Below are 16,863 nucleotides of genomic sequence, written 5' to 3'. Positions count from 1 at the left end.
GTTCACGAACGCCCCCATCACCTTCGGGTGACGGGGGCGTTCGTCGTTCCTGGGCTCAGGGCGGGCACAGCCCCTGGTCGGGCTGCCAGGGGCCCGGGTACAGATGGGTGGCGATCGTCCAGTCCACCCAGTCGACCGTCCCCCTCGGTGCGTTCGGGACCAGCACCGCCGGCGAGCCCTCGCTCAGCAGGACGACGGCGGAGCTCGCCGCCTGCGAGAGCGCACCCGCACGTTCCCCGGTCCAGCGCAGCGGCAGCAGTGCGCACTCGCCGGCTGCGAGCGGGACCGGTGCGCCGTCGAGCGTCGTGCCGTCCCAGCCGCGCGCCTCGGGGTCGATCTGCATCGGGAGCGGGTCGCCCCACTCGCCACGGGCGCCGAGGCCGGGCCACCCCGCGAGGGCGCACGGCTCGGCAGCCTCGGCGACAAGGTAGCCGAAGATCGTCCCGGCAGCGGCGTCGACAACCCGGAACGAGAGTGTGACCTGCTCGGGCGTGCACGTCGTCCCGGTGCCGGCGGGCTCGCTCTGCACGAGGGTAACGAGGTCGGGTTGCAGGAGATCGGCGTCCGGCGTGACCGGGCTGTCGTCAGGCTGGTCCCAGCTCTCGGGATAGTCGCGCTCGTGGACCGGGCCGGTGCCGGTGGGTGGGTCGTTGGAGCCGGTCGGCACGGTTGTGGTGCTGGTGTGCGGCGGGCTTGTCGTGTCGCCTGCTCGCGGGACCCGGTCCAGGACCAGCACGATCCCGAGGGCCGGGACGAGCAGCCCGAGGCAGATGATCGCGATCAGCGCGGGGCTCGGTCGGCGTGTCACGAGCACGAGCCTTCCAGCGGTTCGTGGACGTGCCGGCGGGACCTCGCGGAGAGATCGGAGAAGTCGCGGCGTGCACCACAATGGGGCGGTGCCCGAGATCATGACCAACCCGCGCGCCGACCGGGTGAGGGCGGTCCGTGCCCTCGCCCGCCGATCGGCGCGGCAGCGCGGCGGCCAGTACCTCGTCGAGGGACCGCAGGGCGTGCGCGAGGCCGTGCTGCACGCCGCCGGCGCCGTCCGCGATGTGTACCTGACCGTCGAGGCCTCGCAGCGCTACCCCGAGATCCTCGACGCCGCCGGCGCCGCGGACCTGTACACGCACCTGGCCGCCCCTGAAGTGCTGGCGGAGATGAGTCCCGACGCGCAGGGCGTCCTCGCGGTGATGCGCACGCCCGGGCCCAGCGGTCTCGCCGACGTGCTCGCCCGCACGCGGCTGGTGGCGTGCCTCGCCGAGGTCCGCGATCCCGGCAACGCGGGCACCGTGATCCGTGCGGCAGACGCAGCGGGTGCGGACGCCGTGATCCTCACCGCGGGGAGCGTCGAGCGGCACAACCCCAAGGTCGTCCGGTCGACCGCAGGGTCGCTCTTCCACCTCCCGGTCCACGACGGCCCCACCCTCGCCGAGGTTACCGAGGCCGCGCGTGCAGCCGGGCTGCGCGTGCTGGCCGCCGACGGTGCCGGTGACGTGCTTCTCGATGCTGCACCACTGACCGAGCCCACGCTGTGGGTGTTCGGGAACGAGGCCCATGGACTCAGCGCGGACGCGCGCGCACTGACCGACGAGGTGGTTCGCATCCCGATCCACGGCAAGGCCGAGAGTCTCAACCTCGCGATGGCCGCCACCCTGTGCCTGTACGCCTCGGCGTCCGCTCAGCGCTCGTGATCCCCGTCGAGACGATCGCGAGCCTGCGCGATCGCGTCCTCGCGCTGGCGACCAGCCGCGACCGGGTGATCATCGGCGTCGTGGGCGAACCCGGCTCCGGCAAGTCGACGCTGACCAGCGCTCTCGCGGAGGCCCTCATCGAGGCGGGGGTGAGCACCGCCGTCGTCCCCATGGACGGGTTCCACCTCGCGAACAGCGAGCTCGCGCGCCTGGGGCGAGCGGACCGCAAGGGTGCGATCGACACGTTCGACGGCGGGGGCTACCTCTCGCTGCTTCGTCGCCTCCGGGCAGCCGACGAAGCTGTGGTGTACGCGCCGATGTACCTGCGCGGGCAGATCGAGTCATCGATCGGGTCCGCGATACCGGTCGGCCGCGACGTGCAGGTGGTGCTGACCGAGGGCAACTACTTGCTGGCGACCGAGGACCCGTGGCGCGACGTTCGCCAGGTGCTGGACGAGACCTGGTTCGTGGACACCGATCCCGAGCTGCGGCGTCGGCGGCTGTTCGAGCGGCACGTCGCGAACGGCAAGACCGCCGAGCTGGCCAGCGCGTTCACGTTCGGCTCGGACGAGACCAACGCGCGGCTGGTCCTCGGCACGCGCGAACGGGCCGACCTGGTGGTGCCGTGGGTGTGAGGCTGTTCGCGGCGCTGGTGCCGCCTGCTCCCGCGCTCGACCACGTCGAGCGTGGGCTCGACGACGTGCGCTCCGGGCCGGCGGCGATGCTGCGCTGGGTGCCGCGCGAGAACCTGCACATCACGCTCGCGTTCTACGGCGACGTCGCCGAGGGTGCGGTGCCCGATGTGGTCGGAGGCCTCGAGCTGCTGGGCGAGCGGAACGCGGCCCCTGAGATCGCACTCAGCGGCGCGGGCGCCTTCTCGGGGCGGACGCTCTGGATCGGCGTGGGCGGTGACGTCGCGGCGACGCAGCGGTTGATGGCGGGCGCTAAGGACGTGCTCGTCGACCGGACCGAGGACGGCCCGCCGCGACCGCACGTCACGGTGGCGCGGTCGGGTCGACGCGCACGGGGGCTCGACGAAGCGGTGCTCGCCGACGCCGTGCGGGCGCTGGCGGTCTACCGGGGGCCGAGCTGGCAGCCGGAGGAGATCGTGCTGCTGTCCTCGCACCTCGGCGACGGTCCGGGCGGTGCGCCGCGGTACCGGCTCGAAGCGGCCTGCCCGCTGGGGTGATCAGGTGCCGAAGATGTCACCGAGGTCGTAGCTGACCGGCTCCTCGAGCTGCTCGAAGGTGCACGAGCGGGGCTCCCGGTCCGGGCGCCAGCGGTTGAACTGCGCCATGTGACGGAACCGGCCACCCTGCATGTGCTCGTAACGCACCTCGACGACCCGTTCCGGGCGCAGCGGCACGAACGAGAGATCCTTGCCGCTGTTCCACCGGCTTCCCTCGCCGCTGCGGGGCGTGCGGGTGCCTGCCTCCTGCGCGGCCCAGGCCCAGGGGTGATCGTCGAAGGTCGTGACCAGCTCCTGCATCTCGATGAACAGCTCCTTGCGGCGCGCGGCCGGGAACGAGCCGATCACTCCGACCGAGGCGAGGTCGCCGGCGTCGTCGTAGAGGCCGAGCAGCAGCGAGCCGATCGAGCTCGGGCCCGAGGTGTGCACACGGTAGCCGGCGACCACGCAGTCGGCCGTGCGCACGTGCTTGACCTTGGCCATGGTCCGCTTGTCGGGCTGATAGCTGCCCGCGAGCGGCTTGGCGATCACGCCGTCGAGGCCGGCGCCCTCGAACTGCTCGAACCACTCGGCTGCGACCTCGGGGTCGTAGGTGATCGGGGTGAGGTGCACCGGGTCGCCGGCGTTCGCGAGCGCCTTCTCGAGCCGCGCCCGTCGCTCGGAGAACGGCAGGCCCGTGAGGTCCTCGTCGTCGAGCGCGAGCAGGTCGAAGGCGACGAAGCTCGCGGGCGTCTCCTCGGACAACTTCTTGACGCGACTCGCGGCAGGATGCACGCGCTGCTGCAGCACCTCGAACTCGAGCCGGTCGCCCACCGCCACCACGATCTCGCCGTCGACCACGCACCGTGGCGGCAGATGCTGCTTCACGGCCTCGACGACGTCCGGGAAGTACCTGGTCATCGGCTTGGTGTTGCGGGACCCGATCTCCACCTCGTCGCCGTCGCGGAAGATGATCGAGCGGAAGCCGTCCCACTTCGGCTCGTACGCGACCTCGCCCGTGGGGATCGTCTTGGCTGCCTTCGCCAGCATCGGCTTGACCGGTGGCATCACAGGAAGGTCCATGCCGGTCATCGTGCCATCACGCGGTGGCTGGGGGCGGAACCGCGCGCCGCGACCGGGTGCAGATGGTCGACCTCGACTCGGCACGGGTGGGAGATCAACCCACGTCGAGGGCGGTCATCTCGTCGGCCGTGAGCTGCGTGGTGACCCCGGTCCAGGCCTGCTCCAGCTGATCGACGGTGCTCACGCCCACGATGGGCGTGAGCGCGGGTCGCCCCGACCTGAGCCAGGCGAGCACGACCTGGCCGGGTCGCATGCCACGCTCGTCGGCCACTGCGGTGAGAGCGGCGCGCCGTCGGTCGTTGCCGGCGTGCTGGTACTCGTCCGAGAGCGGGCGGTCCTCCCGGTCGTAGCTGCCGAGAAGGGTCGCGGTGTAGACCCATCCGGCGATCTCCGGCTGCCGGCGGAGGAAATCGAGGCCGTCCTCGGTGAGCATGCCGAGGGGGATGGGTTGCCCCTCGACCGGCACACCCGGGAGGGGTTGGAAGTAGGAGTAGCGCTGCTGATAGCCGCTGACCGGCGGCAGCCCGGTTCGCTCGGCCGTGGCACGGATGCGTTCCACGAGCCAGCTCGGGTGGTTGGAGACACCGTAGCGGCCCACCAGCCGGTCGGTCACCAGGCCGCCGAACGTCTCGACCAGCTCCTCGACCGGCACAGTCGGGTCCTCGACGTGCGCCCAGTACAGATCGACGGCGTCGACGCCGAGCCGTTCGAGGCTGTCGTGCAACGCCGTTCGAACGGTGTCAGGTGCGAGGCCCTCGAGGTGATCGGGGAAACCACCTATCCGCGTGGGCCGGGCACCCACCTTGGTGCTGAGCAGGACCGGTGCACCGGGGTTGGACCGCAGCCAGCGTCCCAGCAGTGCCTCGCTCTGGCCGCCGACACCGCTGTCGTCGGCCCAGAAGCTGTAGTTGTTCGAGGTGTCCAGCCAGCGCCCTCCCAGCTCGACGTACCGATCGAGGAGGGTGAAGCACGTCGACTCCTCGACGCGGGTGCCGAAGTACATGGTGCCCAGGGCCATCGCTGCGTTGTCCATCTCAGCAGTGTTGCTCCCGGGGCGGAAGGCGTGCATCCCCTTTTCTGCGCTGGTGGAGATGACGCAGGCGCTCCGACGAGGACGGGCGGTGACCTCGTCATCGCCGGTTCGGTGCGGCGAGCGGCAGGTGTCGGAGCCCGACGTCAGGGGGTCGGCGAGCCGAACCTTGCGCTGACGCCAGGGCTCCAGGCGACATGGTCGGGTGCCCGGCCTGCCACCTCGGGGAAGCCGGCGGCAGGGACGAGGTCGTCGTGGAGCAGCGTCACCTCCGCGGTCTGCAGCGGCCATGGCTCGTGGGTGTTGCGCAGGTGCCATGTGTGCCCGAACCGGGACATGAACAGCGCCCAGCGCGCGGTGAGGAAGTCGGCGAGATCCCCGTCCTGCCCCACGGTCGGGGTGCCCTCGGGTCGGATCGTGAGGCGCGAGCGCCACCGTGGCGAGCCCCGCCGGGGGAGCAGCGTCACGTACTCGTGGTCACGGCCCGTGACACGGTGCCCAGCCCGGGCCCAGCGGTACGGAAGACCCACGCCGCGGCCGCTCGCGGCCATCACCGCGGAGCTCACGTCCATGCTGAGGAACACGACACCGCGGCGGCCGGCGGCATCGACCGCGTACACCCGCACGTTGGTCTCGACGAACGGCGGCAGCAGCGCGGGGCCGTGCGCGAACCCGGCGCCGAGCAGGCGGAACGACACCAGCCCGACGTACGTCTCGCCGTCGAGAAGATCTGGTCGCACTCCTGCCGGGAGCAGCGCGGCCACGCGCTCGGGTGCGACCCTCCAGTGCAGGAACGCCACATCGAGCCACCGTTGCGCGAGCAGCGCCGGGCCAGGCAGCGGTGGCGTCAAGCGTGGCCGTCCTGCGGCTGGCGCTCGCTCTTCTTCGCCGCGCCGATCATGAACTCCCAGACCAGGCCGTGCGCCATCAGGATCAGCAGGATCAGCAGCACGGCCTCGGCCTGGATCGGCTTGATCCCGAGCGGGCCGACGAGCTCGGGAACCGCGCCGACGACGGCGACCAGCGCGTAGACGACCGCGACCAGCCAGCGGTTGCGCATCAACGGGCCCTTCACCACGGGGGCGTGTCGCTGCGAGCGCAGCAGACGCAGCGTCGAGACCAGCCCGATGATGGCGATGAGCACGAAGCTCACGCGCCAGAAGGTGGGCGTCTCGGTCCCGCCGATCTGGGCGAACAGCCCCATCAGCGCTGGCAGCAGGAACGAGACGTAGACACCGCCGACGATGCCGCGCAGCTGGAGGTCCCGCATCCACTCCTCGTGCCGCTGCACCACACCCCACCAGAGGCCGAGCAGCGTGAAGCACGTCGCGGAGAAAAGGGCGTAGAAGGTGTTGACGTCCATGGTGATCCTCCGGCCGGTTTCGTGGATTGTCGACCCGTGCGACGCACCTCGGCAAGGGGTAGCTCAGGAACGTCGCCGCGCTGCCGCAGCCGCCTCCGGCGTCTCGAGCGCCGCGATCAGGGTGCGGGCGTCGTGCGGGCCGCGGTGGCGGATACCGTTGAGGAAGAAGGTGGGGGTGCCGTGGGCACCGGAGGCGTGGGCGCTGCGCTCGTCCCGCTCGATCACGGCGAGCAGCTCTGGGTCGCGGAGGTCGGCGTTGAAGAGCTCGAGATCGAGGCCGAGATCGGCGGCGTAGCGGCGAAGGTCTTCCGGCTCGAGGTGGCTCTGGTGGGCGAACAGCATGTCGTGCATCTCCCAGAACAGCCCCTGGCGGCCGGCGGCCTCAGCCGCGACGGCCGCGCCGCGTGCGTGCGGGTGGCTCTCGTCGAGCGGCAGGTGCCGCGCCACGTAGCGGATGCGCTCGCCGAAGTGGAGGTACAGGTCCTTCCACATGCCGGTTGTCCTGGCGCAGAACGGGCACTCGAAGTCGAGATACTCCACGACCGTGACCGGGGCGTCGGGTGCACCGCGCACGTGATCGCGGTCGGGGTCGATCTCCGGCGTCAGCGTCGTGGGCAGGTCGGCGGTCGTCTCACCCCAGCGCACCCGGGCGAGCCTGAAGACCAGGGCGCCGATCGCCGTCGAGAGCACGAGGGCGATGAGGACGCCGATGGTGGCGTCATCGGCCTGCTCGCCCTCGAGCGAGAGACTGATGATCAGCAGGGCCATCGTGAAGCCCACACCCGACAGCGCGGCGCCCCCGAGCACGCTTCCGGGCCCCACGCCCTGCGGCAGGCGTCCCCAGCCGAGCCGCACCGAGACCCAGGCACCGAGCGATACCCCCACGAGCTTGCCGACCACCAGTCCGACCACCACACCCCACGTGATCGGTGAGACGAGCGCCGTCGCGAGCGCTCCGCCGCCCAGGTCCACGCCGGCGTTGGCGAGCGCGAAGATCGGGACGACCACGAGGGAGACAGGGCTGCGGAGTACGTCGTGCAGCCGCTCGTTCACGGAGATCGATCGGGCCAGACCGGCGCGCACGGTCCGAGCGACCCGCGCCTCGGGTGACTGCCAGTAGTCCTTGAACAGCGCCTTCGCGTCCTCGACGTGCCGGCGCTGCGTCATCGCCGCAGGGACCAGCAATCCAGCCGCCATACCGGCGAGCGAGGGGTGCACGCCGGAGGCGAGGGTCGCGCCCCAGAGCACCGCGACCAGGAGCACATACGGGCCGCTGCGCCACATGCTGGAGCGGCCGAGCAGGGCGAGCAGGGCGAGCGCGACGAGCGCCACGAGCAGGGGCACGAGACTCAGGTTCTCGGTGTAGACGACCCCGATCACCGCGACGGCGAGGAAGTCGTCGACCACCGTGAGGGTCAGCAGGAACACCCGCAGCTGGTTGGACATCGCAGGGCCGACCAGAGCGAGGATGCCGAGCAGGAACGCCGTGTCGGTCCCGATCACCACGCCCCAGCCGCCGGGAGCCTCGCGGCCGGCGATCGCCAGGTAGAGCACCGCCGGCAGGGCCACGCCCGTGAGGCCCGCGAGCAACGGCACCAGGGCACGCCGGCGGTCACGCAGCGAGCCGACCGCGATCTCCTGCCGTACCTCGAGACCGATGAGGAAGAAGAACAGCACCATGAGACCGTCGTTGACCCAGTGGTGCAGGTCGAGCTCGATGCCCACGTCACCGAGGTGGATCCCGAGCGGCGTGTGCCAGAGCGCCTCGTAGCTCGCTGCCCAGGGCGAGTTCGCCCAGACCAGCGCCACCAGGGCGAACCCGGCCAGCAGCAGCGCGGCGCCGGTCTCGGTGCGGAGCCGGTCGATGACGGCGGTCAGCCAGTCGGGGCGGTCATCGTGCACGCGTGGCGGCTCCTTGATCCTCGGTCGCGCCGGCTCCCGTGCAACGGGACCGGACGCTGCAGCATTCCGGGTGACGGGGTTGCCCGGATGGCGCCCTGGTCACGCCGGCCTCTAGTCGTCGACCCGGTTTCCCTGTTCGTCCCAGTGGGCGGCGACCTTCTTGCTCGGCTGCACCCGCGGTGGCTCGCCCGGCATCTTCGGGTAGTCGGGCGGGAAGTTGAGCTCGCCACCCGGGAGGGTCTCCCAGAGGTCGAGCAACGGGTCCAACGAGAACGCCTCGTCGTCCATACCTGCCCAGGGGTCGCCGTCAGCCATCCGGGCGGGCACCGTGGTGAGGTTGAGCTCGCGCGGATCGCGCACCTCGGCTAGCTCCTCCCAGGTCAGCGGCGTGCTCACCGGGGCCCCGGGCTTGGCGCGCAGGCTCCACGCGCTGGCGATCGTGCGGTCGCGGTTGTTCTGGTTGAAGTCCACGAAGATCCGCTCCCCGCGCTCCTCCTTCCACCAGGCGACCGTGACGCCCTCGTCGCGGCGGGCGAGCTCGCGGCCGAACCCGATCGCAGCGTGCCGCACATCTTCGAAGGTGTAGCGCGGCTCGATCCGCACGTAGATGTGGATGCCGCGGTTCCCGCTGGTCTTCGCGTACCCGCGGAGCCCCAGCTCCTCGAGCAGGCGTCGCGCGACGGCAGCGACGCGCTGCGCATCCGCGAAGTCGGTGCCCGGTTGCGGGTCGAGGTCGAGCCGGAGCTCGTCGGGGTGGTCGACATCGGCCCGCCGCACGGGCCACGGGTGGAACGTGAGCGTGCCCATCTGCGCCGCCCACACGAGCGCGGCCGGCTCGGTCGGGCACAGCTCGTCCGCCGGTCGCCCGCTGGGGAAGGTGATCCGCGCCGTCTCGATGAAGTCGGGAGCGCCCTTGGGCAGGCGCTTCTGGTAGAAGCCGTCGGCGTCGCGGTCCTGCGGCCCGACAGCGAGCCGCATACCCTCACGCCATCCGTTCGGCCAGCGCTCCATCGCCGTGGGCCGCTCGCCGATCGCACGCATGAACGCCTCACCCATGGCGGCGACGTACTCGCACACCTCGAGCTTCGTGATCGCGGGCGTGCGGTCCGTGGCCTCGTAGATCACCCTGTCCGGGCTCGAGACCCGGACCTCACGATCGCCCTCGGGTCCCGCGACGGTGAGCAGCTGCGCTTTCGACGCCATGTGAGGAGCCTACTGAGCGGGCACGACAGTGCTGCTGCATGATGGACAGGTGGTCAGCGACAGCCTGGAGCGGGTTCGTGCCGTGGTCGCAGAGGCCGACGACGTCGCGCGGCTGGTCACCGAGCTCGCGCTCGCGCCCGAGCGGGCTCGCGAGCAGGTGCGCACGGCGTTCGTGGACAGCCGTGAGGAGAAGGTGCTCGCCCAGCTCGACGGCGTCCCGGCGGCGTCTCTGCGCGACGTCACCAGGGAACGCCTGCGCATCGGCGCGCTGACCGAGGGCGGGGTCGAGAGCGTCGGCGCGGTCCTTCGACTCGGTCAGCGTCGCCTCGAGAACCTCACGGGAATCGGGCCGCAGACCGCGACGCATCTGCTGGCGGCCGCCGAGCAGGTCGCCGCCGCGATGCGGGACTCGATCCGGTTCCGGATCGACATGGACCCCGCGGACCCCGTGGCCACCCGGCTCGTGCAGACCCTGTACACGCTGCAGCGCGTGAACGAGGCGACCGAGCGCCATGCCGATGCCATCACCAGGGTCAGCGCAAGCCACGCTCGGGCGCGCGAGGACGCGCAGGAGCTGACCCGAAGACTCAGGCGACTGATCCTCTGGGGTGAGCGCCGCCGTCGGGCAGAAGAAGGCGTCGAGACGCTCGAGGCGCTGATCGGGATGGCCAAGCGAGTCGGGCTGGTCGAGGACGCGCGGCTGGTCACCGGGCTGCTGGCGGTCCCGATGCACCCGATCGAGGTGTGGGAGGACTTCCGGGTCCGCTCGATCGACTACTACGCGCTGCTGGACTCCGTGGCACCCACCCGCCGTGACCGCTCCGCCTCCGAGGGCCACCTGCCAGCCGGGCTCGTGGAGCGTGTCGAGCGGCAGCCGCTAGACACCACATTGCTGACGGCGTCGTTGCGCGGCTACCAAGCGTTCGGCGCACGGTTCGCGCTCGCACAGCACCGCGTGGTCATCGGTGACGAGATGGGCCTCGGCAAGACCGTGCAGGCGATCGCGGTCATCGCGCACCTGTTCGCGAACGGCGCCCGTCACGCCCTCGTCGTCTGCCCCGCCAGCGTCCTCGCCGGCTGGGTGCGCGAGGTCGAGAAGCACTCGAGTCTGCAGGTCCACCTGCTGCACGGCGACGACCGCGCCGAGCGGACCGCGCGCTGGCGGCAGCGCGGCGGCGTCGGGATCTGCTCGTACCCGGGGCTGTGGTGGAACCGGCGCGAGCTCGGTGTGCCGGACGTGCTGGTGGTCGACGAGGCGCACTACGTCAAGAACCCGCGCACCAACAGATCCCGTGCGGTGCAGGAGCTCGCGGAGCAGGTCCCCGAGGTGCTGTTCCTGGCCGGGACCGTGATGGAGAACCGGGTCGAGGAGTTCGGGACGATCGTGTCCTACCTGCAGCCACGGCTCGCGCACGAGCTCAGCGACCGGGCAGCGGCGCTACGGCTGGTCGATCCGGTCGCCTTCCGCAGGGCCGTCGCGCCCGCGTATCTGCGGCGCAACGCCGAGGACGTGCTCGAGGAGCTGCCCGAGCTGGTCCAGGTCGAGGAGTGGGAGGAGTTCGGGGAGGTCGACGGCGGTGCGTACCGCCGGGCGGTCGAGGCCGGGTCGTTCATGGGGATGCGGCAGGCCGCGTACGCCGTGGCGAGACCGACCCAGTCCGCGAAGGTCGAGCGGTTGGTCGAGATCGTCGCCGAGGCGATCGAGAACCACCGCAAGGTGGTCGTGTTCTCGTTCTTCCGCGACGTGATCGACACCGTCGTCGCGGCGCTCGGCGACATGGCGATCGGGCCGCTGACCGGTTCGGTGTCACCCGAGGAGCGCGCTCGCATCGTCGACGAGTTCACCGCGTCCGAGCGTGCGCTCGCGCTGGTGAGCCAGATCGAGGTCGGGGGAGTGGGCCTCAACCTGCAGGCCGCCTCGATCGTGATCCTGTGCGAGCCCCAGACGAAACCGACCACCGAGTCCCAGGCGATCGCCCGCGCCCACCGGATGGGTCAGGTCTCCACCGTGCAGGTGCACCGGCTGCTGGTGGTCGACTCCGTGGACGAGCACCTGATCCGCATCCTCGACACCAAGCGTCACCTCTTCGACGCCTACGCGCGCAGGTCCGCCCTCGCCGAGGAGGTCGCGAGCGCCGTCGACGTCTCCGAGGCCGAGCTCGCCCGCCAGATCGTCGACGCCGAGCGCACCCGGCTCGCGATCGCCCCCCACATCCTCTCGACCGAGGATGCGCCCGTTCCGGTCGCCGACGACGCGCCGCAGTGACCCAAAGTCCACGCTCGAAGGGCCCACGGGTGCGATGTGAACGCTCACCCGCACATCGAGCGTGGAGTTTGTCCCACCGCGGCCGGCGGGCACGAGCGAGAGGCAGCGCTCACCGGTCGATCAGGTGGTGGGCGTAGGCGAACGCTGCGGCAGCGGTGCGGGACCCGACGTCGAGCTTGGCGAAGATGTTCGACAGATGCCGCGCGACCGTCTTCTCGGAGATCACCAGCGTCGTCGCGATCTCGGCGTTGCTTCGACCTGCCGCGACCAGGCGCAGCACCTCGACCTCGCGGCCGCTCAGCCCCCTCGGCAGTACCTCCTCGCCGAGCAGCTCGCGCACCTCCGTCACCGCCGCCGCTCCCAGCGTGGCCAGTGTGCTCTCCGCTGCCCGCCACAACGTGCGCGCAGAGCTCTGGTCTCCGCCGGCCAGGAGCGCCCGCCCCTCCAGCACCTGGCTGCGTGCGGTCTCGTACGGCGCGGCCAACGCCGACCACCGCGCCGCAGCCTCACGCGCAGCCGCCAACGCGAGGGCAGCATCGCCGTGCCCGAGCGCGACCTGCGCGTTGGCGTGAGCCGCCGCGGCCACGAGCGAGTCGCAACCGAAGCGACCCGCCAACGTGGTGAGCTCGGCGGCGGCGTCCGTCGCTGACTCGAGATCCGCCACGGCGACGAGAACCTCGATCACGCCGCTCAGCACCTGGGAGCGTCTGACCGGATCTGGGCGCTGCTCGAGCGCCTGCCGAGCAGCGCTTGCGGCCGCGTCCTTCCTTCCGGTGGCGAGCGCGAGCAGGGCGCGCCCCGGCTGGGCGTCGTCGCCCTGCAGGGTGGCCGCTGCGTAAGCTCGCTCGGCTGCGTCGTGCTCGCCGCGGAGCCGGAGCAGGTCTCCTCGCTCGTGCTGCACCAGTCCGACGGCGGGGCCCGCGCCGGCGAGCGCGTAGCGCCGCGAGGCCCGGTCGAGCTCGTCGAGCGCCTCTGCCCACGCACCGTGCAACCGCATGAGCTGACCGCGATGCACCGCGCACTGACCGGTGAAGGCGACCAAGCCAGGTTGCTGCTCGCACCACGTGCTCAGCGCGCGGGTCCACTGCTCAACCCGGCCGACGTCTCCCAGCCACTGGCACGCCTCGATCATCGAGCAGTAGATCATCCCCGCGAAGATCGGCGACACCTCGCCACCGAGCAGACCGACCATCGCCTCGTCGAGGCGGTCGAGGCCCTCCCGAACCTGGCCCAGAATCGTCAACCCGCGGCCCTGGGCGTTGAGCCCGAACGCGAGCAGGTCGGTGTCCCCGAAACGCTGGCCGATGGCGGTCACCTCGGTCGCGACACGGAGGGCGTCCTCGAACGCGCCTGCACCGATGTGCCCGAACATCTCGTGCACGAGGAGGTAGCCACGCTCGACGACCTCGTCCTCGACCGCTTCGAGCTGGCGCGCCGCCCGGAGCATCCAGCCGCGCGCGACGGCCGGTTCCCCACCCTCCACCAGCACGATCGCGAGCCAGAACGCGTCACGGACCGCGCCGGGGACGTCATCGGCGTCCACGTGGGCGCGGTGCGCCCGCTGCAGCGCCTGCACGCAGTCGTTGCGCCGGCCGAGCAGATACGCCGTCGTGGCGAGTGCGCCGAAGTCCGCGGCTGCCAGGTCGGCGTCGTCGAGGCGGCTGAGCTCCTCGAAGGCCGCGACCCACTCGCGGCGCTCGTAGGCCTCACGTGCCGCCCGTAGATCCTCGAGCACGCCCATGTCGACTCCGTCCCGCTCCGACGATAGGACCGGCCGCGCGCTCGCGCACAGTGATCAGTGCGTCACAGCGGGGGATCGGCTCGAGGTGTCCACGATCGTACGCGCCACGTGCTCGGCGTCGCGGCCGACGCCCGAGACCTCCATCGAGCTGAACGCATACTGGAAGGCGAGCCCGCAGAAGTAGAGGCCCGGGATCTCCTCGACTATCCCGCGATACTCGCGCGGCCAGCCGTCCTCTCCCACCACGGGAAGGTCGATCCAGTCGAACCGCTGCCGGTAGCCGGTGCACCAGACGACGCTGGCGGCCTGGACGGCGAGCCCGTCCTCGAGGACCGGCATGCCGTCGTCCGAGATCCCGACGACCTTCTGCGTGCGGCGGGTCACGCCACGCTCGGCGAGGTCTTTGCGCTGGACACGCAGCATCGGTGCGCCGTGGTGCCGCACGTGGATCATGACCTTGCGACCGATCGGCGTCCTGCGTGTCAGCACGTGCGCGAAGATCTTTCGGATGACGGGGTACATCACCTTCATTCGCGCCGATCCCCAGCGCATCGGCAGCTGGCCGTTGTCCGGCCCGCACAGCGTCACGTCGTGCGTGAGCGCGAGCTCGTAGGCGATGTCGCACCCGCTGTGCGAGGCCCCGACCACCAGCACAGGCCCCGGCGGCAGGTCGCTCGGGCGACGGTACTGCGCCGAGTGCAGCTGTCGGATGGTGGGCGCGATCCGGGCCGCGACGGGCGGCACGGACGGCTCGTGCCCGAAGGTCCCGGTCGCGACTACCACGTTGTCGCACGTGATCACCTCCTCGCCGATCGTGGCGATGAAGCCGCCGCCAGGCACCGCGGCCAGTCGGTCGACCTCGGTGCGCAGGCGGACCGGTAGGTCGTAGGTGACGGCGTAGCGTTCCACATAGGTGGCCATCTCGTCCTTGGTGGGGAAGTGCCACCGCGCTGACGGGAACGGCAACCCAGGAAGTGCGTCGGCGTAGGCAGGTGTGAACAGCGTGAGGCTGTCGTACTGCTGACGCCAGCAGTCACCCAGCTGCTCGGCGCGGTCGACGACGAGGACGTCGCGGCCGCGGCGGGCCAGGTGGTAGGCGGTGGTGAGGCCGGCCTGACCGGACCCGATGATCAGGGTCTCGACGTGCTGTGCGGACATGACTCCTCCTTCGGGCACGCCGACGGTAGGCGTCCGGGAGAAGCGTCCACATCGGGCGCGCTACCCACGTCGGTCCGTGCGGGATGGGTGTTCCTACCCAGCAAGCGCTGTGGTGTGGGCGGCGCGCGACGGCACGGTGCAACAAACTCGTGGCCAGACGGTGCTGTGAACGCTCACATTGGGTAAGTCGGCCATCTCGCCACGAATTCGTGTCAGACAGCCGCGTCCGTGGACGGGCCCTTCGTGAGCCCTACAGGGAGCGGTAGGCCTCGGCGAGGCGGGTGACACCCTCGGAGATCTGGGAGGGGGTGACGCCGGAGTAGGCCAGGCGCAGGTGGTGCTTGGCGTCGTCGAGGAGGAAGTCGCTGCCCTTGACGACGGCGAGGCCTCGGGCCGTGCAGGCGTCGAAGAGGGCGTCGCCGTCGGTTCCCTCGGGGAAGGTCAGCCACAGGAAGTAGCCACCCTCGGGGTCGACGAACTGCACCTCGGGCAGCTCGGCGCGCAGCCCCTCAGCGAGCACGCGGGCTCGCTCCGCGAGGGCGGTCTTGACCGTCTCGATCGAGGCCTCGTAGGAGCCGCTGCGCACGAACGAGTTGACGATCGACTGGCTGACCATGCTCGGCGAGATGTAGGTGCTGGTGGCCAGCGCGGCGACCTTGCCGATCAGCTCGGTCGAGCCCACCAGGTAGCCCACGCGAATGCCGGGGCAGACGGTCTTGGAGAACGAGCTCGCGTAGACGACCTCGCCGTCGGACTGCTCGAACATCGTGGGCAGCCGCTCGCCCGTGAAGCGCAGCTCCACGTACGGGTCGTCCTCGAAGATCGTGAACGATCGATCCCGTGCGAGCCGGACGAGTTCCGCGCGCTTGTCGGCTGAGAGCGTGTAGCCGGCGGGGTTGTGGAAGTTCGGGATGAGGTGAGCGAGCGCAGGAGTGACGCCGGAGTCCAGCACCGCGCGGACGCCGTCGACCGACACGCCGTCGGGCTCGATGTCGACCGCGTGCAGGTCGGCGCCGAGCGCACGCAGCGAACCCAGGGTGCGGTCGTAGGAGGGGCGCTCGACGATCACGGCGTCGCCGTCGGAGACCAAGGTCTCGAACAGGAACGCGTCGGCCTGCATCGAGCCGTTGGTCACGAGCACCTGGTTCTCGGCCACGCCGTGCCGCTCGGCGATCCACGCGCGCAACGGGAGGTAGCCGACCGACGTGCCGTAGGCGAACGAGCCCGCGGGGTCGTCCGTGAAGGCGCGGTCGGCGGCGGCCTTCAGACCATCGACGTCGATGATGTCGAGCGACGGGGCGCCACGGGCGAACGAGATCGGTGCGGGTTCAGCGGCCATGTGCCCAGCGTAGGGAATCCGGGCAGCGCGCGTGGTGTGGCGTCCACTACCCGGAAGCCGGTCAGGCGCCGGCAGGTGCCTGGGGCTCGCCCTCACGGCGCCGCCGCGCGTTGCGGCGGAGCCGGGCGATCACGAACCAGGCGAGCAGCGCCAGGATCAGCCCCACGACGAGCTTGGAGAGCACCCCGCTCCACTGCTCGAGCGCGGGCTCGATCGCCGGCCCGAAGGCGAAGCCCAGGCCGATCCAGATGGCGTTCCACACGAGCGAGCCCAGCGCGGTGTAGAGGGTGAACATCACCAGCGACATCCGCTCGACGCCCGCAGGGACGGAGATGAAGGAGCGCACGATCGGCACGCACCGCCCGAGCAGCACGGCGGTGCCGCCCCAGCGACCGAAGAAGGTCTCGGCCTTGTCGAAGTCCTCGGCGTCGACGAGCGGCATCTTCTCGAAGATCCAGCGCGTGCGGTTGCGGCCGAGTGCCGCGCCCAGGCCGTACCAGACCCAGGCGCCGATGAGGCTGCCGAGCGTCGCCGCGATCAGCGCGACCCAGAAGTTCATGCGGCCTGCATAGGAGAGGAACCCCGCCGCCGGCAGGATCGCCTCGGACGGGATCGGCGGGAAGAAGTTCTCGATCAGCACGGCCAGGCCGACGCCGACCTCGCCCATCGTGTCGATCAGCGAGAGCACCCAGCCGATGAACCCTTCGTACTCGGCCGAGCCGCCGGAGGCGCTCATCGGGGCGTGCGAGATCACGGGCATGCGCATGGGGCCATACGGTACGGGGCGGCAGGCCGCGGCTCCATGAGGCTGGCCGCACGACTGGGCGGGGGAAAGCCCGGGGCTGGTAGCTCCATCGAGAGGGCGCAGGGACGACCGCACGGTGTGGAGGCCGTGCCCCACGGTCAGGCTTGCGCCCTC

General features: G+C 71.1%; 15 protein-coding genes. 4 read left to right on the top strand and 11 right to left on the bottom strand.

Annotated features, from left to right (window positions below; all coding sequences use genetic code 11):
• Positions 1 to 55 precede the first annotated feature (55 nt).
• Positions 56 to 808, bottom strand: a complete 753-nt coding sequence (locus tag GPA03_RS06830; RefSeq protein WP_162458284.1) for a DUF4232 domain-containing protein — start codon at positions 806 to 808, stop codon at positions 56 to 58.
• Between the two features lie 100 nt (positions 809 to 908).
• Here GPA03_RS06830 and GPA03_RS06825 point away from each other — a divergent pair, with 100 nt between their 5' ends.
• The 3 genes from GPA03_RS06825 to thpR are packed head-to-tail and all read left to right on the top strand — an operon-like array spanning position 909 to position 2,880.
• Complete coding sequence (locus GPA03_RS06825) at positions 909 to 1,691, top strand: TrmH family RNA methyltransferase (protein WP_156251378.1); 783 nt, start codon at positions 909 to 911, stop codon at positions 1,689 to 1,691.
• Positions 1,688 to 2,326: a nucleoside/nucleotide kinase family protein gene (locus tag GPA03_RS06820; protein ID WP_241681105.1), complete on the top strand. Its 639-nt coding sequence runs from the start codon at positions 1,688 to 1,690 to the stop codon at positions 2,324 to 2,326. The genes GPA03_RS06825 and GPA03_RS06820 overlap by 4 nt, the downstream gene beginning before the upstream one ends.
• The gene (gene thpR, locus GPA03_RS06815) at positions 2,317 to 2,880 is read left to right on the top strand and encodes an RNA 2',3'-cyclic phosphodiesterase (RefSeq protein ID WP_156251150.1); all 564 of its coding nucleotides are present in this window, start codon (positions 2,317 to 2,319) and stop codon (positions 2,878 to 2,880) included. The genes GPA03_RS06820 and thpR overlap by 10 nt, the downstream gene beginning before the upstream one ends.
• On the opposite strand, the gene GPA03_RS06810 is transcribed toward thpR, so the two are convergent.
• From GPA03_RS06810 to GPA03_RS06785, 6 genes are all read right to left on the bottom strand, one after another.
• Positions 2,881 to 3,942: an ATP-dependent DNA ligase gene (locus GPA03_RS06810; RefSeq protein ID WP_156251149.1), complete on the bottom strand. Its 1,062-nt coding sequence runs from the start codon at positions 3,940 to 3,942 to the stop codon at positions 2,881 to 2,883.
• A gap of 94 nt (positions 3,943 to 4,036) precedes the next feature.
• Positions 4,037 to 4,975, bottom strand: a complete 939-nt coding sequence (locus GPA03_RS06805) for an aldo/keto reductase (RefSeq protein WP_156251148.1) — start codon at positions 4,973 to 4,975, stop codon at positions 4,037 to 4,039.
• A gap of 143 nt (positions 4,976 to 5,118) precedes the next feature.
• Entirely contained in the window at positions 5,119 to 5,823 is a 705-nt protein-coding gene (locus tag GPA03_RS06800) for a YqjF family protein (RefSeq protein WP_241681104.1), read from the bottom strand.
• Positions 5,820 to 6,335: a hypothetical protein gene (locus GPA03_RS06795; protein ID WP_156251147.1), complete on the bottom strand. Its 516-nt coding sequence runs from the start codon at positions 6,333 to 6,335 to the stop codon at positions 5,820 to 5,822. Before GPA03_RS06795 ends, GPA03_RS06800 begins: the two co-directional genes overlap by 4 nt.
• A gap of 63 nt (positions 6,336 to 6,398) precedes the next feature.
• Positions 6,399 to 8,237 carry a Na+/H+ antiporter NhaA gene (gene nhaA / locus GPA03_RS06790; RefSeq protein ID WP_206673453.1) on the bottom strand — a complete coding sequence of 613 codons (1,839 nt, stop codon included), beginning with the start codon at positions 8,235 to 8,237 and terminating at the stop codon, positions 6,399 to 6,401.
• 111 nt (positions 8,238 to 8,348) lie between these two features.
• Positions 8,349 to 9,440 (bottom strand): DNA polymerase domain-containing protein, encoded by a 1,092-nt coding sequence (locus tag GPA03_RS06785; RefSeq protein ID WP_156251145.1) that lies wholly within the window; start codon positions 9,438 to 9,440, stop codon positions 8,349 to 8,351.
• A gap of 49 nt (positions 9,441 to 9,489) precedes the next feature.
• Here GPA03_RS06785 and GPA03_RS06780 point away from each other — a divergent pair, with 49 nt between their 5' ends.
• Complete coding sequence (locus GPA03_RS06780) at positions 9,490 to 11,706, top strand: DEAD/DEAH box helicase (protein ID WP_206673452.1); 2,217 nt, start codon at positions 9,490 to 9,492, stop codon at positions 11,704 to 11,706.
• Positions 11,707 to 11,815: 109 nt separating this feature from the next.
• Here the strand turns inward: GPA03_RS06780 and GPA03_RS06775 are convergent, their stop codons facing one another.
• The 4 genes from GPA03_RS06775 to GPA03_RS06760 form a co-directional block, all read right to left on the bottom strand.
• Entirely contained in the window at positions 11,816 to 13,447 is a 1,632-nt protein-coding gene (locus GPA03_RS06775) for a response regulator transcription factor (RefSeq protein ID WP_156251143.1), read from the bottom strand.
• Between the two features lie 54 nt (positions 13,448 to 13,501).
• A complete protein-coding gene (locus GPA03_RS06770; protein ID WP_156251142.1) occupies positions 13,502 to 14,605 on the bottom strand; it encodes a flavin-containing monooxygenase in 1,104 nt (367 codons plus the stop codon).
• 250 nt (positions 14,606 to 14,855) lie between these two features.
• The gene (locus tag GPA03_RS06765; protein ID WP_156251141.1) at positions 14,856 to 15,944 is read right to left on the bottom strand and encodes an aminotransferase-like domain-containing protein; all 1,089 of its coding nucleotides are present in this window, start codon (positions 15,942 to 15,944) and stop codon (positions 14,856 to 14,858) included.
• Positions 15,945 to 16,005: 61 nt separating this feature from the next.
• Positions 16,006 to 16,704 (bottom strand): DedA family protein, encoded by a 699-nt coding sequence (locus GPA03_RS06760; RefSeq protein ID WP_156251375.1) that lies wholly within the window; start codon positions 16,702 to 16,704, stop codon positions 16,006 to 16,008.
• Positions 16,705 to 16,863 lie beyond the last annotated feature (159 nt).

Source organism: Pseudactinotalea terrae, from assembly GCF_009733845.1.
Taxonomy (GTDB): Bacteria; Actinomycetota; Actinomycetes; order Actinomycetales; family Beutenbergiaceae; genus Pseudactinotalea; species Pseudactinotalea terrae.
The sequence above is the reverse complement of the archived record's forward strand: the minus strand, read 5'-3'. Positions and strand labels throughout refer to the sequence as shown.

Coding starts and splice junctions, on each gene's coding strand:
- GPA03_RS06775 (WP_156251143.1), bottom strand. CDS start 13,447: ATGGGCGTGCTCGAGGATCTACGGGCGGCACGTGAGGCCTACGAGCGC.
- GPA03_RS06785 (WP_156251145.1), bottom strand. CDS start 9,440: ATGGCGTCGAAAGCGCAGCTGCTCACCGTCGCGGGACCCGAGGGCGAT.
- GPA03_RS06760 (WP_156251375.1), bottom strand. CDS start 16,704: ATGCCCGTGATCTCGCACGCCCCGATGAGCGCCTCCGGCGGCTCGGCC.
- GPA03_RS06825 (WP_156251378.1), top strand. CDS start 909: ATGACCAACCCGCGCGCCGACCGGGTGAGGGCGGTCCGTGCCCTCGCC.
- GPA03_RS06795 (WP_156251147.1), bottom strand. CDS start 6,335: ATGGACGTCAACACCTTCTACGCCCTTTTCTCCGCGACGTGCTTCACG.
- GPA03_RS06770 (WP_156251142.1), bottom strand. CDS start 14,605: ATGTCCGCACAGCACGTCGAGACCCTGATCATCGGGTCCGGTCAGGCC.
- GPA03_RS06765 (WP_156251141.1), bottom strand. CDS start 15,944: ATGGCCGCTGAACCCGCACCGATCTCGTTCGCCCGTGGCGCCCCGTCG.
- GPA03_RS06810 (WP_156251149.1), bottom strand. CDS start 3,942: ATGGACCTTCCTGTGATGCCACCGGTCAAGCCGATGCTGGCGAAGGCA.
- GPA03_RS06805 (WP_156251148.1), bottom strand. CDS start 4,975: ATGGACAACGCAGCGATGGCCCTGGGCACCATGTACTTCGGCACCCGC.